This window comes from Kitasatospora sp. NPDC057904, assembly GCF_042887925.1.
Lineage (GTDB): Bacteria > Actinomycetota > Actinomycetes > Streptomycetales > Streptomycetaceae > Kitasatospora.
The window spans coordinates 262,759-278,305 of the sequence record NZ_JBHVOL010000007.1 but is presented as its reverse complement, the minus strand read 5'-3'; the positions used below and the strand labels follow the sequence as shown (position 1 = coordinate 278,305).

Genomic DNA, 15,547 nt, shown 5'->3' with positions numbered 1-15,547 from the left:
CGGGTGTGAGCGGGGTTAGGGTCGGGCGTCCGTACTGCCGTGACCCATGGGGGCAACGATGCCGCAGATCTCCGTCGACTACTCGGCCGGCCTGGCCGGTGCCTTCGACCGCCGGGCGCTGGGCCTGGCGATCAACCGGCTCGCGGTGAGCACGATCGACGCGAAGCCGGAGGCGTGCAAGACGCTCTTCCGGGCCAACGACGAGTTCGTGGTGGGGGAGAGCGAGGGCGCCGACGCCCAGGTGTACGTCCAGTTCCAGATCTTCCCGGGCCGCACGCCGGAGGCGAAGGCGGCGCTCAGCGAGGGCGTCCTGGCGCTGCTGGCCGCGCACGTCACGCCGCCGGCCGGCACCCGGCTGTTCACCGCGGTGAACGTCGAGGACATCGACCGGGGGAGTTACCGGAACGCTACCGCCGCCTGACCGGGCGGCCTGCGTTCCACGTTTCTCCGGCCCGGTAACGTAGCGGCCCGTGACTACGTGGATCTGGGCCGGCGTGGCCGTGGTGCTGTTCGGCATGTACCTGAGTTGGACGGCCGGCCGGCTGGACCGGTTGCACGCCCGGATCGACGCGGCCCGGGCGGCGCTGGACGCGCAGCTGGTCCGCCGGGCGTCGGTGGCGATGGAGCTGGCGACCTCGTCGCTGCTGGACCCGGCGGCGTCGCTGCTGCTGCTGGACGCGGCGCACGCGGCCCGGCAGGCCGACGACGAGCAGCGCGAGGTGGCGGAGAGCCAGCTGAGCCTGGCGCTGCGGGCGGTGCTGGCCGAGCCGGAGCAGGTGGCGGCGCTGGTGGCGGAGCCGGGCGGCGACGAGGCCGTGAGGGACCTCACGGCGGCGGTGCGGCGGGTGCCGATGGCGCGCCGGTTCCACAACGACGCGGTGCGGGCGGCCCGGGCTGTGCGCCAGCACCGGCTGGTGCGGTACTTCCGGCTGGCGGGCAAGGCGCCCTTCCCGATGGCCTTCGAGATGGACGACGCGCCGCCTCCGGCGCTCACCCCGGAGGGCGCTCCGGCCTGACGCCCGGATAGGGCCTGTTTGTCGCATCCGGTGGGGCGGGCTGGACTTGGTGGCGCATGGATGCGTCAATTCATGCGCCTACCATAGGGCGATAGCACTGGTTCATCTTCGAGTGAGGTCTCACGTGTCCACCACCCCCACCACCGCAGACCAGCCGCAGATCGGCACCGCCCGGGTGAAGCGCGGCATGGCCGAGCAGCTCAAGGGCGGTGTGATCATGGACGTGGTCAACGCCGAGCAGGCCAAGATCGCCGAGGACGCCGGCGCTGTCGCCGTCATGGCGCTGGAGCGGGTCCCGGCCGACATCCGCAAGGACGGCGGCGTCGCCCGCATGTCGGACCCCAACATGATCGAGGAGATCATCGAGGCGGTCTCGATCCCGGTCATGGCCAAGTCCCGCATCGGCCACTTCGTCGAGGCCCAGGTCCTGCAGTCGCTCGGTGTCGACTACATCGACGAGTCCGAGGTCCTGACCCCGGCCGACGAGGTCAACCACTCGGACAAGTGGGCCTTCACCACCCCCTTCGTCTGCGGCGCCACCAACCTGGGCGAGGCCCTGCGCCGCATCGCCGAGGGCGCGGCCATGATCCGCTCGAAGGGCGAGGCCGGCACCGGCAACGTCGTCGAGGCGGTCCGCCACCTGCGCCAGATCAAGAACGAGATCGGCCAGCTGCGCGCCCTGGACCACAACGAGCTGTACGCCGCCGCCAAGGAGCTGCGCGCCCCGTACGAGCTGGTCAAGGAGGTCGCCGAGCTCGGCAAGCTGCCGGTCGTGCTGTTCTCCGCCGGTGGCGTGGCCACCCCGGCCGACGCCGCGCTGATGCGCCAGCTGGGCGCCGAGGGCGTCTTCGTCGGCTCCGGCATCTTCAAGTCGGGCGACCCGGCCAAGCGCGCCGCCGCCATCGTGAAGGCCACCACCTTCTTCGACGACCCGAAGATCATCGCGGACGCCTCGCGCAACCTCGGCGAGGCCATGGTCGGCATCAACTGCGACACCCTGCCGGAGACCGAGCGCTACGCCAACCGCGGCTGGTAATCGCTTCCCCCCGCACCGAGCCGGCCCGCCGCAGCGCCTCGGCGCGCGGCGGGCCGCGCCACGCACTCCCCCAGAAGATCGAACGAGGTTGAAGACCGTGAGCACTCCCGTCATCGGCGTCCTCGCCCTGCAGGGCGACGTCCGTGAGCACCTGGTGGCGCTGGCCGAGGCCGACGCGCTCGCCCGTCCGGTGCGCCGCGCCGAGGAGCTGGCCGAGGTCGACGCGCTGGTCATCCCCGGCGGTGAGTCCACCACCATGTCCAAGCTGGCCCTGCTGTTCGACGTGATGCAGCCGCTGCGCGAGCGGGTCGCCGCCGGGATGCCGGTGTACGGCACCTGCGCGGGCATGATCATGCTGGCGGACAAGATCCTCGACGGCCGTGAGGACCAGGAGACCGTCGGCGGCATCGACATGACCGTGCGGCGCAACGCCTTCGGCCGCCAGAACGAGTCCTTCGAGTCCGGGATCGCCTTCGACGGCCTGGGCGACGCGCCGGTGCACGGCGTGTTCATCCGCGCGCCCTGGGTCGAGGCCGTCGGTGCCGGCGTGCAGGTGCTGGCCGAGCTCCCCGCCGCGGACGGCCCGGAGAGCCGCATCGTCGCGGTGCGCCAGGGGAACCTGCTGGCCACGTCGTTCCACCCGGAGCTCACCGGCGACCACCGGGTGCACGCCTACTTCGTACGGATGGTCGAGGAGCACCTCGCCGCGTAGCCCGCGGGGCCGTGTGCTGACCGTGTGCTCCTCACCGGTGACGACACCGGTAAGATCTCATCTGTTTCATTTCCATTTGGCGACGTAAAGGAGCTGGCGATGTCCGGCCACTCTAAGTGGGCTACCACCAAGCACAAGAAGGCCGTGATCGACGCCAAGCGCGGCAAGCTCTTCGCCAAGATGATCAAGAACATCGAGGTGGCGGCGCGTACCGGCGGTCCCGACCCGCAGGGCAACCCGACCCTCTACGACGCCATCCAGAAGGCGAAGAAGAGCTCGGTCCCGATCGACAACATCAACCGCGCCGTCAAGCGCGGTGGCGGCCTGGAGGCCGGCGGCGCCGACTACCAGACCATCATGTACGAGGGCTACGGCCCGAACGGCGTCGCGGTCCTGATCGAGTGCCTCACCGACAACCGCAACCGCGCCGCCTCCGACGTGCGCGTCGCCATGACCCGCAACGGCGGCTCGATGGCCGACCCGGGCTCGGTGTCCTACCTGTTCACCCGCAAGGGCGTCGTGATCGTGCCCAAGGCCGACGGCGTGGACGAGGACAAGCTCTTCGAGGTCGTCCTCGACCAGGAGCCCGAGGAGATCAACGACCTCGGCGACTCGTTCGAGATCGTCTCCGAGGCCTCCAAGATGGTCGCCGTGCGCACCGCGCTGGTGGACGCCGGCGTCGACTACGACTCGGCCGAGGCCAACTTCCTCCCGAGCATGCAGGTCGAGCTGGACGTCGACGGCGCCCGCAAGATCCTCAAGCTGATCGACGCGCTGGAGGACAGCGACGACGTGCAGAACGTCTTCGCGAACTTCGACATCTCCGACGAGGTCGGTGCGCAGCTCGACGCCGAGTGAGTCACCCGGTGACCGGTCCGGCGTGACCGTTCTCACTTCCCGGCCCGGTGGTCCCTGGACCACCGGGCCGGTGTCGTCGGTCGGGTTGTCCGACCGGGACGGTAGCCTTCGCAGGTCGAGGACGAGAGGCGGGGCGTGACGTGCGGGTACTGGGCGTGGACCCGGGGCTGACCAGGTGCGGTGTCGGCGTGGTCGAGGGCACGCCGGGGCGGCCGCTGCGGATGGTCGGGGTCGGCGTGGTGCGCACGCCCGCGGACGCCGAGATCGGGCCGCGGCTGCTGCTGGTCGAGCAGGGCATCGAGGCGTGGCTCGACGAGCACCGGCCCGACCTGGTCGCCGTCGAGCGGGTCTTCGCCCAGCACAACGTGCGGACGGTGATGGGCACCGCCCAGGCCAGCGCGGTCGCGATGCTGTGCGCCACCCGGCGCGGCATCCCGGTCACCCTGCACACCCCGAGCGAGGTCAAGGCCGCCGTCACCGGCTCGGGCCGGGCCGACAAGGCGCAGGTCACCGCCATGGTGCAGCGCCTGCTGCGGCTGGACGCCCCGCCGAAGCCGGCCGACGCCGCCGACGCGCTGGCGCTGGCCATCTGCCACATCTGGCGCGGCCGGACGACGAACCGGCTGGAGGCCGCGATCCAGGCGGCCCGCGCCACCCCCCAGAGAGGAAGCATCCGGTGATCGCCTTCGTACAAGGACCCGTGGCGGCCATCTCCACCGGGCTCGCGGTCGTCGAGGTCGGCGGGGTCGGCATGGCCGTGCAGTGCACGCCGAACACGCTGGCCGGGCTGCGGCTGGGCGAGCCGGTCCGGCTCGCGACCTCGCTGGTCGTCCGGGAGGACTCGCTGACGCTGTTCGGCTTCGCCGACGACGACGAGCGGGCCGTGTTCGAGATCCTGCAGGCCGCGCCGGGCGTCGGGCCCAAGCTGGCGCAGGCGATCCTCGGCGTGCACAGCCCGGACGCGCTCCGGCTGGCGGTCGCGAGCGGGGACGAGAAGGCGCTGGTGGCGGTGCCCGGCATCGGCAAGGCCAAGGCGGCCAAGCTGCTGCTGGAGTACAAGGACAAGCTGGGCGCCCCGCACGGCAGCGTCCCGGCGCAGAAGCCGCTCGCCGCCGGGCCCGCGCCGTGGAGCGAGCAGCTGCACTCCGCGCTGGTCGGCCTCGGGTACGCGCCGCGGGAGGCGGACGAGGCGGTCGCCGCGGTCGCCCCGGAGGCGGAGGCGCAGGCTGTCACCGACGTCGGTGCCCTGCTGAAGGCCGCGCTGCGCACCCTGAACCGGGCCCGCTGAAACCCACCTGACGATCTGTCCGTTTGTCGACATTGGAGCCCCCGCTGATGACCCCGTACGACTCCGACCCGGCGGCCGACCGGCTGGTCACGGCCGCCGCCGACGGCGAGGACCAGGCGGTCGAGGCGGCGCTGCGGCCCAAGCTGCTGGAGGAGTTCATCGGCCAGGAGCGGGTGCGCGAGCAGCTGTCGCTGGTGCTCCAGGCCGCCCGCAAGCGCGGCGCCGCGCCGGACCACGTCCTGCTGAGCGGCCCGCCCGGGCTCGGCAAGACGACCCTGTCGATGATCATCGCGGCCGAGCTGGGCGCGCCGATCCGGATCACCTCCGGGCCGGCCATCCAGCACGCGGGCGACCTCGCGGCGATCCTCTCCTCGCTCACCGAGGGGGAGGTGCTCTTCCTCGACGAGATCCACCGGATGTCCCGCCCGGCCGAGGAGATGCTCTACATGGCGATGGAGGACTTCCGGGTCGACGTGATCGTCGGCAAGGGCCCGGGGGCCACCGCCATCCCGCTGGAGCTGCCGCCCTTCACCCTGGTCGGCGCCACCACCCGGGCCGGCCTGCTGCCGCCGCCGCTGCGGGACCGCTTCGGCTTCACCGGGCACATGGAGTTCTACGCGCCCGCCGAGCTCAAGCGGGTGGTGCACCGCTCGGCCGCGCTGCTGGACGTGGAGATCGACCCGGCCGGCGCGGCCGAGATCGCCGGGCGCTCGCGCGGCACCCCGCGCATCGCCAACCGGCTGCTGCGCCGGGTGCGCGACTACGCCCAGGTCCGGCACGACGGCGTGGTCAACGCCGGGATCGCGGCCCAGGCGCTGGACGTCTACGAGGTCGACGCCCGCGGCCTGGACCGGCTGGACCGCGCGGTGCTGGACGCGCTGCTGCGGCTGTTCGGCGGCGGACCGGTCGGTTTGTCGACACTGGCGGTCGCGGTCGGTGAGGAGGCCGAGACGGTCGAGGAGGTCGCCGAGCCGTTCCTGGTGCGCGAGGGCCTGCTCGCCCGCACCCCGCGCGGCCGGATCGCCACCGCCGCCGCCTGGCAGCACCTCGGGATGACCCCTCCGGTCCAGACCACTCGGGGTGCCGTCCCGGCCCAGACCGAACTCTTCCCGCCGGACGAGGGCTGAACGGGTGATGAGCGGTCCCCGGTTCCCGCAGGGCCCCGGTACCGGGCCGGGCGGAGATGCCGGGGGAGAAGTCCGGGGAAACTGTGCAGGCGGAGGGTCGCCACTTTCGGCGACAGGATGCGATGCTTGGCGTTGTCCGATCAGTTCGGGGTCGCCTAGACTCCGCCGGACCGCCCCTCTCACCTGACGGGCCGACCAATACCACACAGGCCGCCGACCGGCGACCCGTAAAGGACCCTGGCTGCAGTGAACTTCATCATCCTTCTCCTCCCGATCATCGCGATCGTGCTCATGTTCCGGTCGCAGAAGAAGCGCCAGCAGCAGATGCAGAGCATGCAGACCTCGCTGGAGCCCGGAGCGGGAGTGCGCACCATCGGCGGTCTGTACGCCCAGGTGAAGGCGGTCCACGACGAGACCGTCGAGCTGGAGATCGCGCCCGGCGTGTTCGCCCACTTCACCAAGAGCGCGGTCGCGGCCGTCCTGGACCCCCAGGAGTACGACGCGATCATCAACGGCCGCCCCGCCGAGGACGAGCTGTCCGAGCCGGAGGACGCGGACGCCGACGCCGCGCCGGTCGAGGACAAGCCGCTGACGCTCACCAAGGACAGCGCCGAGAAGGGCGATGTCGAGGGCGGGGCTCCCGCGAGCAAGTAGTACGGACGGGCAACCCGCCCGGCCGCGCGGCGCAGTGCCGCGAGCCCACAGGACCTCAGGGCCGCAGATCCGCCATGCCCCCGTTCCGCCACGAGCCGGACGGGGGTCCGGTCGGCGAAGTGGCATGGACAGGGAGAAACGAGCAAGGTGGCAACACCCAAGTCGCGCCCGCGCGACGGCTACCCAGGGCGGGCGCTGGCCCTCATCCTGGTCGTCACCGTCGGACTGGTCGCCCTCATGTTCGGGACGGGCAACACCAAGCCCCGCCTCGGGATCGACCTCGCCGGCGGTACCAGCATCACGCTGACCGCGAGGTCGACCGACCCCAAGGCGATCAACAAGTCCAACATGGACATCGCCACCGGGATCATCGAGCGCCGGGTCAACGGGATGGGTGTCTCCGAGGCGGAGGTCCAGACCCAGGGCTCGGACACGATCATCGTGAACATCCCCAAGGGCGGGGACAAGGAGAACGCGGCCGACAAGGTCGGCACCACCGCGAAGCTCTTCTTCCGCCCGGTCCTGGCCGTGGCGCCCAGCGGTCTCCAGATCCCGGCGCCCACCGCCACCCCGTCCGCCGGCGCCTCCGGCACCCCGGCCGCGGCCCCCTCGGCCACCGGTTCGGCCGCTCCCAGCGCCGCTGCCTCCGGCACGCCGTCCGCGGCCGCCGCCGGCACCCCCAGCGCGAGCGCGAGCGCCACCAAGCAGGGTCGCGCGGTCGGTGAGGCCCTCGCGGCCGACGCGAGCCCCTCCACCGCCGCCACCGGCGTGACCGCCGCCGCCAGTGGTGCCGCGAGCGCCCCGGCCTCCGGCGCGCCCTCCGCGGCCGCCTCCGGCGCCCCGAGCGCCCCCGCCACGGCCCCCAACCCGGCCGACCTCGCCGCCGGGCTGACCACGGGCACCGTGCCGCCGGAGCTCCAGGCCGCGTTCGCCACCCTCGACTGCACCAAGCCCGACCAGCGCCAGCAGCTGGGCGTGGCGCAGCCCGAGGACAAGGCCGTCGTCGCCTGCTCCCAGAAGCCCGAGAAGGGCGGCGCCTACTCCAAGCTCGTCCTCGGCCCGGTGGCCGTGAAGGGCTCGGATGTCTCCAAGGCCCAGCCCAGCCTGGACACCCAGCAGGGCAACGGCTGGCAGGTGCAGCTCCAGTTCAACGGCAAGGGCACCGACGACTTCGCCGCCATCACCGGCAAGCTGGCCGCGCTGCCGGACCCGAGCAACCAGTTCGCCATCGTGCTGGACAACGAGGTCGTCTCCCACCCGTTCGTGCGCGGTGCCATCCCCGGCGGCACCGCCGTCATCTCCGGCACCTTCAGCCAGGCCGAGGCGCAGGACCTGTCCAACGTCCTCAGCTACGGCGCCCTGCCGCTGGAGTTCAACCAGGGTGACGTCACCACCGTCTCCCCGCAGCTCGGCTCCGACCAGCTCAAGGCCGGTCTGATCGCCGGCGCGATCGGCATGCTGCTGGTGGTCGCCTACTCGGTGGTCTACTACCGCGGCCTCGGCCTGGTCTCGATCGCCGGTCTGATCGTCTCGGCGATCCTGACCTACTCGATCATGAGCCTGCTCGGCGGCGGGATCGGCTTCGCGCTGAACCTGCCGGCGGTCTGCGGTGCGATCGTCGCGATCGGCATCACCGCCGACTCGTTCATCGTGTACTTCGAGCGCATCCGCGACGAGGTCCGCGAGGGCGCCCCGCTGCGCCCGGCGGTCCAGCGGGCCTGGCCGCGCGCCCGGCGCACCATCCTGGTGTCGGACTTCGTGTCGTTCCTCTGCGCCGCGGTGCTCTACATCGTCTCCGTCGGCAAGGTGCAGGGCTTCGCCTTCACCCTGGGTCTGACCACCGCGCTCGACGTCGTCGTGATCTTCCTCTTCACCAAGCCGATGATCACCCTGCTGGCCCGCCGGAAGTTCTTCTCCGACGGCCACCCGTGGTCCGGCCTGGACCCGAAGCGGCTGGGCGCCCGCCCGCCGCTGCGCAGCAGCCGTCGCCGTAGCCCCTCCTCTGCCGCCGTGAAGGAGGCCTGACACCGTGTCACGCTTCTCCAATCTGGGACACCGGCTCTACCAGGGCGAGATCAGCTTCGATTTCGTCGGCCGCCGCAAGGTCTGGTACTCGATCTCCGGCGTGATCGTGCTGGTCGCGGCGATCGGCCTGGCCATGGGCCTGCACCTGGGCATCGAGTTCAAGGGCGGCTCGGTCTACACCGTGACCAAGCCGGGCCTGAGCGTCTCGCAGGCGCAGACCACGGCCGACGAGGTCGTGTCCTCGCACCCGCTGGTGCAGTCCACGGACAACAACAAGATCCGCATCCAGGTCAGCACCGACGAGGCGAAGAGCTCGGACGAGATCCGCTCGCAGCTCGCCCAGAAGTTCTCCGTGCCGCTGGACACCGTCGAGGCCCAGGTGATCGGCCCCAGCTGGGGCAAGCAGATCTCCCAGAAGGCGCTCACCGGTCTGATCGTCTTCATGATCCTGGTGACGATCTACCTGGCGATCGCGTTCGAGTGGCGGATGGCGGTGGCCGCCCTGGTCGCCCTCATCCACGACCTCCTGATCACCATCGGCGTGTACGCCCTGGTGGGCTTCGAGGTCACCCCCGGTACGGTGATCGGCTTCCTGACGATCCTCGGGTACTCGCTCTACGACACGGTCGTCGTCTTCGACACCGTGAAGGAGAACACCAAGGGGCTCACCAAGCAGAACAAGCTCACCTACAGCGAGGCGGCCAACGCGGGCCTCAACCAGACCCTGGTGCGTTCGCTCAACACCACCGTGGTCGCCCTGCTGCCGGTCGCCGCGCTGCTGTTCATCGGTGGCGGCATCCTGGGTGCCGGCACGCTGAACGACATCTCGCTCGCGCTGTTCATCGGCCTCGCGGCCGGTGCGTACTCCTCGATCTGCGTCGCCACCCCGCTGCTGGCGCAGCTCAAGGAGGAGCAGCCGCAGATGAAGGCGCTGCGCAAGCGGGTCCTGCAGCACCGCGCCAGCCAGGCGGCCAAGGCCGAGGCGGCCGGGGGCGTCGAGGACGCGCAGGGCGAGGAGCCCGCGGACGAGCCGGCCGGTATGGTCGGTCAGCGCGGCCGGTCGGCCGGCACCTCGCGTGCCAAGGGCCGTCCGTCCACCAAGCGCTGAGCCCCGACCCGAAGGACAGGACACCGTGACCACCGCCGACACCGCACTGGCCGAGCTGCTGAACAGCCGGATCCGGGACGTCCCGGACTACCCGAAGCCGGGTGTGCTGTTCAAGGACATCGCGCCGCTGCTCGCCGACGCCGAGGCCTTCGGCGCCCTCACCCGCGCGCTCGCGGAGCGGGCGCAGGAGCTCGGGGCGACGAAGGTGGTCGGCCTGGAGGCGCGCGGCTTCGTGCTGGCGGCTCCGGCGGCCTTCGCGGCCGGGCTGGGCTTCGTGCCGATCCGCAAGGCCGGCAAGCTGCCCGGCGAGGTGTTCCGGCGCTCGTACGAGCTGGAGTACGGCTCGGCGACGCTGGAGGTGCAGTGCGACGCCTTCGCGCCCGGTGAGCGGGTGCTGGTGGTGGACGACGTGCTGGCCACCGGTGGGACCATCGGCGCCTCGCTGGACCTGGTGAAGGAGGCGGGCGCCGAGCCGGCGGGCGTCGTCGTGCTGATGGAGCTGGGTTTCCTGGACGGCCGTGAGCGGCTGGCCGGGCACCTCGGCGGGGCTCCGCTGGAGACCCTGGTCACGGTCTGAGGGGCCTGCGGGACCTGAGTGACAGGCGGCGGTCGGATCATCCGACCGCCGCCTTCGCGTGTCCCCACCCGGGCGGCTGAACACCCGAGCGCCCGGCTCGGTACCATGAAGATTCATCCCCTCCCGGTTGTGCGCTGGTGGCGCGGCCCGCGAGGGGCCGGCCCGGTGCCCCGAGGAGTGTCCTTGCCCGACGAGGTTGTGCCCACGGCCGCAGCGGCCGCCCCCGAAGACCGTCCCACGCCCTCGGGGGCCACCCCGGCACGCCCGGCGCCGACCTCCTCGCGTTCGTTCCCGCCCACCGGACGGGGCTCCACCACCGGCGGCATGCGCGCCCGCCTGGCCCGCCTCGGCGGCCAGCGCTCCAGCGTGCTCAACCCCGTCCTGGAGCCGCTGTTCCGCTCGATCCGGGCGAACGACCCGAAGGCCGACCCGGTGCTGCTGCGCGACATCGAGCGCGCCTACGCGGTGGCCGAGAAGTGGCACCGCGGCCAGAAGCGCAAGAGCGGCGACCCGTACATCACCCACCCGCTGGCCGTCGCGACCATCCTGGCCGAGCTCGGTATGGACGCCCCGACCCTGATGGCCGGGCTGCTGCACGACACCGTCGAGGACACCGACTACGGCCTGGAGACCCTGCGCAAGGACTTCGGCGACTCGGTGGCCCTGCTGGTCGACGGCGTCACCAAGCTCGACCGGGTCAAGTTCGGCGAGGCCGCGCAGGCCGAGACCGTCCGCAAGATGGTCGTCGCGATGGCCAAGGACCCGCGTGTCCTGGTGATCAAGCTGGCCGACCGCCTGCACAACATGCGCACGATGCGCTACCTCAAGCGGGAGAAGCAGGAGAAGAAGGCCCGCGAGACGCTGGAGATCTACGCCCCGCTGGCGCACCGGCTGGGCATGAACACCATCAAGTGGGAGCTGGAGGACCTCGCCTTCGCGATCCTCTACCCCAAGATGTACGACGAGATCGTCCGGCTGGTCGCCGAGCGCGCCCCCAAGCGGGACGAGTACCTGGCGACCGTCATCGACCAGGTCCAGGGCGACCTGCGCGGCGCCCGGATCACCGCCTCCGTCACCGGACGGCCGAAGCACTACTACTCGGTCTACCAGAAGATGATCGTCCGGGGCCGGGACTTCGCCGAGATCTACGACCTGGTGGGCATCAGGGTCCTGGTCGACACCGTCCGCGACTGCTACGCGGCGCTGGGCACCATCCACGCGCGGTGGAACCCGGTGCCGGGGCGGTTCAAGGACTACATCGCGATGCCCAAGTTCAACATGTACCAGTCGCTGCACACGACGGTGATCGGGCCCGGCGGCAAGCCCGTCGAGCTCCAGATCCGCACCTTCGACATGCACCGGCGGGCCGAGTACGGCATCGCCGCGCACTGGAAGTACAAGCAGCGCGCGGTGGCCGGCGCCTCCAAGGTCCGCACCGACACGCCGACCCAGGTCCGCAAGGACGACAAGGCCGGCGCCGTCAACGAGATGGCCTGGCTGCGGCAGCTGCTGGACTGGCAGAAGGAGACCGCCGACCCGGGCGAGTTCCTGGAGTCGCTGCGCTTCGACCTGGCCAGCAACGAGGTCTTCGTCTTCACCCCCAAGGGCGACGTGATAGCCCTGCCGGCCGGTGCGACCCCGGTCGACTTCGCCTTCGCGGTGCACACCGAGGTCGGTTACCGGACCATCGGCGCCCGGGTGAACGGCCGGCTGGTGCCGCTGGAGTCGACCCTGGAGAACGGCGACGCCGTCGAGGTGTTCACCTCGAAGGCGGAGAACGCCGGCCCCTCGCGGGACTGGCTGGGCTTCGTCAAGTCGCCGCGCGCCCGCAACAAGATCCGCGCCTGGTTCTCCAAGGAGCGCCGCGAGGAGGCGATCGAGCACGGCAAGGAGGCGATCGTCCGGGCGATGCGCAAGCAGGGCCTGCCGATCCAGCGGATCCTGACCGGCGACTCGCTGGTCACGCTGGCCCACGAGATGCGCTACCCCGACATCTCCTCGCTCTACGCCGCGATCGGCGAGGGGCACGTCGCCGCGCAGAACATCGTCCAGAAGCTGGTCCAGGCGCTCGGCGGCGAGGAGGGTGCCACCGAGGACCTGGCCGAGACCGCGACCCCGACGCACGACCGGCGGGCCGTGCGCCGCCGGGCCAAGGGCGACCCGGGCGTGATCGTCAAGGGCGTCGAGGACGTCTGGGTCAAGCTGTCCCGCTGCTGCACCCCGGTGCCGGGCGACCCGATCGTCGGCTTCGTGACCCGCGGCAACGGCGTCTCGGTGCACCGCGCCGACTGCGTCAACGTCGAGGCGCTGAGCCAGCAGCCCGAGCGGATGATCGACGTCGAGTGGGCCGCCACCCAGTCCTCGGTCTTCCTGGTCGCGATCCAGGTCGAGGCGCTGGACCGCTCGCGCCTGCTCTCGGACGTCACCCGGGTGCTCTCGGACCAGCACGTCAACATCCTGTCGGCGGCGGTGCAGACCTCGCGCGACCGGGTCGCGATGAGCCGCTTCACCTTCGAGATGGGCGACCCGAAGCACCTCGGCCACGTGCTCAAGGCCGTCCGCGGCGTCGAGGGCGTCTACGACGTCTACCGCGTCACCTCGGCCCGCAAGTGACGTAGGCGACGCCCGCGCCGCAGGCAGCGCGGGCGTCGCGGGGCATGAGGAAGGCCCCCGGGGCTCTTGGAATCCAAGAGCCCCGGGGGCCTTCGCCGTTCAGCGGGCCGAGGGGATCAGCCGCTGAACTCGTCCTGGCTCTTGTGGGCCTGCTCCAGAAGTTCCTGGACGCCGGCCAGCTCCTTCTCCAGCTTGGTGACCTTGGAGGCGTTGCCGGCGGCGCGGGCCTTGTCCAGGTCGGCCTGGATCTTGTCGGCCTTGGCCTGGAAGAGGCCGACCATGCCGGCCGCGCGGGCCTTGGCCTCCGGGTTGGAGCGCTTCCACTCGCTGTCCTCGGCCTCGCGGATCGCCCGCTCGACCGCGTTCAGCCGGCCGTCCAGCTTCGGACGGGCGTCGCGCGGCACGTGCCCGATCGCCTCCCAGCGCTCGTTGACCTCGCGCAGCGCGGCCTTGGCGGCCTTGAGGTCGGTGATCGGCAGGATCGCCTCGGCCTCGACCGCCAGCGCCTCCTTGAGCTTCTGGTTCTCCACCTGCTCGGCGTCCCGCTCGCTGAACACCGCGGAACGGGCCTGGAAGAAGACGTCCTGCGCGCCGCGGAACCGCGCCCACAGCTCGTCCTCGACGTCCCGCTGGGCGCGCCCGGCGGCCTTCCAGCGCGCCATCAGGTCGCGGTAGCGGGCCGCGGTGTCGCCCCACTCGGTGGACGAGGACAGCGCCTCGGCCTCGGTGACCAGCGACTCCTTGGTCTGCCGGGCCTGCTCGCGCTCGTTGTCCAGCGCCGCGAAGTGCGACTTGCGGTGCTTGGAGAAGACCGAGCGGGCGTGCGAGAAGCGGTGCCACAGCTCGTCGTCGCTCTTGCGGTCCAGGCGGGGCAGGCCCTTCCAGGTGTCCACCAGGGCGCGCAGCCGGTCGCCGGCCTCCCGCCACTGGGTGGACTCGGCGAGCTGCTCGGCCTCCGCGACCAGCGCCTCCTTGGCGGTGCGGGTCTCGTCCTGGGCCTTGGCCCGGGCGGCCTTGCGCTCCTCGCGCCGGGTCTCGATCTCACCGGCCAGCGTGTCCAGCCGCTTGGCCAGGGCCTCCAGGTCGCCCACCGCGTGCCCCTCGGTCACCTGCGCGCGCAGGTGCTCCAGCGCGGTCTGGGCGTCCTTGGCGGCCAGGTCGGTGGTGCGCACCCGCTTCTCCAGCAGGCCGATCTCCACCTCGATGCCCTGGTACTTGCGCTCGAAGTAGGCCAGGGCCTCCTCGGGCGAGCCGGCCTGCCAGGAACCCACGACGCGTTCGCCGTCGGCCGTCCTGACGTAGACCGTGCCCTGCTCGTCGACACGGCCCCACGGGTCGCTGCTCATAGCGCGTCCTCCACATGACGTCGCGCCCGCGCCGGGGCGGCGCGCGTCCGTCGTCCACAGTTGATGTGCGGCGGACCGAAGAAGTCCGCCGTCCCCGTCCGCCGTGTCCTGCTCGCCGAGGGTGACGGCTAAGGCGGGTCCGGGCACCCTACACAACGCCAACATAGGCGACCAGGCCCGGTGCTGTCCGCATCCGGGCCGGGCGATTTCGGGCCGGGGCCGCGCCGGAGCGCGCTCGGGAGCGCGCCGGGGCGGGCCCCGGGGTTCGTCAACCCTTGGCCGTGGTCACCGAGTTGAGGGTGACGTCGGCCATCGGGTGGCCGTCCGGGCGACCCTCCAGGGTGCCCGCGGCTGCGATCTTCTGCAGCACGTCCAGGCCCCCGGTGATCTTGCCGAAGGGGGTGTACTTCGGGTCGAGCTGGGTGTCCTTGTAGACCAGGAAGAACTGGCTCCCGTTGGTCCCCGGGCCGGAGTTGGCCATCGCCACGGTGCCGGCCGGGTAGGTCGCGCCGGCCAGGTTCTCGTCGGCGAACTTGTAGCCGGGGCCGCCCATGCCACCCGGCACGGTCGCGCTGGCGGTCGGGTCGCCGCACTGGAGCACGAAGATGCCGCCCGTGGTGAGGCGGTGGCACTTGGTGTGGTCGAAGTACTGCTCGCCGGACAGGAAGGCGAAGGAGTTCGCCGCGTGCGGGGCCTTGGCCGCGTCCAGCGCGATCGTCACCTTGCCGCAGTTGGTGTCCAGCGTCGCCGTGTAGGTGCCCGAGGCGTCGAGCGTCATGGCCGGCTCGGCCTGCCACTGCTTGCCGTTCGGCTTGCCCGGCGCCGGGTCCGTGCAGCCCTCGACCGGCTTGCGGGTCGGCGCGGGCGGCGCGCTGGCGTCGGTCGCCGCGGGCTGCGTCGGCGCGGCCTGGGCGGTGCTCGACTTGTCCTTGTCGTCCGAGCCGAAGGCGCCCGTGGCGAAGAGGGTGCCGCCGCCGGCCAGGACCACCACGGCGAGCGAGGCGCCGAGGATCGTGTTGCGGCGCTTGCGGGCACTCGCCGCCGCGACGCGGCGCTCCATCTGGCGCTCGTACTTCTCGCGGGCGAGCTGCCGCCGCCGCTGTTCGCTGCTGACCACCGGCCGTGTCTCCTGAACGATGTGCGCTGGGCCTCCCGCCCGATCGCGGGCGAGGAGGGATGGTGAAGGA

15 protein-coding genes are annotated in these 15,547 nt (G+C 71.8%); 13 read left to right on the top strand and 2 right to left on the bottom strand.

Features of this window, described 5'->3' with window-relative positions; genetic code table 11:
- Positions 1-58 precede the first annotated feature (58 nt).
- From ACFVSN_RS20215 to ACFVSN_RS20155, 13 genes are all read left to right on the top strand, one after another.
- The gene (locus ACFVSN_RS20215; protein ID WP_380438018.1) at positions 59-421 is read left to right on the top strand and encodes a 5-carboxymethyl-2-hydroxymuconate Delta-isomerase; all 363 of its coding nucleotides are present in this window, start codon (positions 59-61) and stop codon (positions 419-421) included.
- Positions 422-470: 49 nt separating this feature from the next.
- Positions 471-1,016: a hypothetical protein gene (locus ACFVSN_RS20210; protein WP_380438016.1), complete on the top strand. Its 546-nt coding sequence runs from the start codon at positions 471-473 to the stop codon at positions 1,014-1,016.
- Between the two features lie 124 nt (positions 1,017-1,140).
- Complete coding sequence (pdxS, locus tag ACFVSN_RS20205) at positions 1,141-2,052, top strand: pyridoxal 5'-phosphate synthase lyase subunit PdxS (protein WP_360230125.1); 912 nt, start codon at positions 1,141-1,143, stop codon at positions 2,050-2,052.
- A gap of 97 nt (positions 2,053-2,149) precedes the next feature.
- Entirely contained in the window at positions 2,150-2,764 is a 615-nt protein-coding gene (pdxT, locus tag ACFVSN_RS20200) for a pyridoxal 5'-phosphate synthase glutaminase subunit PdxT (RefSeq protein WP_380438013.1), read from the top strand.
- A gap of 99 nt (positions 2,765-2,863) precedes the next feature.
- A complete protein-coding gene (locus ACFVSN_RS20195) occupies positions 2,864-3,622 on the top strand; it encodes a YebC/PmpR family DNA-binding transcriptional regulator (RefSeq protein WP_196952243.1) in 759 nt (252 codons plus the stop codon).
- A 140-nt stretch (positions 3,623-3,762) separates the two neighbouring features.
- Entirely contained in the window at positions 3,763-4,302 is a 540-nt protein-coding gene (gene ruvC / locus ACFVSN_RS20190; protein ID WP_329925093.1) for a crossover junction endodeoxyribonuclease RuvC, read from the top strand.
- Positions 4,299-4,910, top strand: coding sequence for a Holliday junction branch migration protein RuvA (ruvA, locus tag ACFVSN_RS20185; RefSeq protein WP_380498723.1), 612 nt, complete (start codon positions 4,299-4,301; stop codon positions 4,908-4,910). The genes ruvC and ruvA overlap by 4 nt, the downstream gene beginning before the upstream one ends.
- Before the next feature lie 47 nt (positions 4,911-4,957).
- The gene (gene ruvB / locus ACFVSN_RS20180; RefSeq protein ID WP_380438009.1) at positions 4,958-6,037 is read left to right on the top strand and encodes a Holliday junction branch migration DNA helicase RuvB; all 1,080 of its coding nucleotides are present in this window, start codon (positions 4,958-4,960) and stop codon (positions 6,035-6,037) included.
- A gap of 246 nt (positions 6,038-6,283) precedes the next feature.
- Positions 6,284-6,691: a preprotein translocase subunit YajC gene (gene yajC, locus ACFVSN_RS20175; protein WP_380498724.1), complete on the top strand. Its 408-nt coding sequence runs from the start codon at positions 6,284-6,286 to the stop codon at positions 6,689-6,691.
- A gap of 147 nt (positions 6,692-6,838) precedes the next feature.
- Positions 6,839-8,716, top strand: coding sequence for a protein translocase subunit SecD (secD, locus tag ACFVSN_RS20170; RefSeq protein WP_380498725.1), 1,878 nt, complete (start codon positions 6,839-6,841; stop codon positions 8,714-8,716).
- Between the two features lie 4 nt (positions 8,717-8,720).
- Positions 8,721-9,824 (top strand): protein translocase subunit SecF, encoded by a 1,104-nt coding sequence (secF, locus tag ACFVSN_RS20165; protein WP_380438003.1) that lies wholly within the window; start codon positions 8,721-8,723, stop codon positions 9,822-9,824.
- Positions 9,825-9,849: 25 nt separating this feature from the next.
- On the top strand, positions 9,850-10,401 hold the full coding sequence (locus tag ACFVSN_RS20160) for an adenine phosphoribosyltransferase (RefSeq protein WP_380498726.1): 552 nt from the start codon (positions 9,850-9,852) through the stop codon (positions 10,399-10,401).
- 105 nt (positions 10,402-10,506) lie between these two features.
- Positions 10,507-13,014 (top strand): RelA/SpoT family protein, encoded by a 2,508-nt coding sequence (locus ACFVSN_RS20155; RefSeq protein WP_380437999.1) that lies wholly within the window; start codon positions 10,507-10,509, stop codon positions 13,012-13,014.
- Between the two features lie 116 nt (positions 13,015-13,130).
- Here ACFVSN_RS20155 and ACFVSN_RS20150 read toward each other — a convergent pair whose 3' ends face one another.
- A complete protein-coding gene (locus ACFVSN_RS20150; RefSeq protein WP_380437997.1) occupies positions 13,131-14,360 on the bottom strand; it encodes a DUF349 domain-containing protein in 1,230 nt (409 codons plus the stop codon).
- A gap of 268 nt (positions 14,361-14,628) precedes the next feature.
- Positions 14,629-15,477 carry a peptidylprolyl isomerase gene (locus ACFVSN_RS20145; RefSeq protein WP_380437996.1) on the bottom strand — a complete coding sequence of 283 codons (849 nt, stop codon included), beginning with the start codon at positions 15,475-15,477 and terminating at the stop codon, positions 14,629-14,631.
- Positions 15,478-15,547 lie beyond the last annotated feature (70 nt).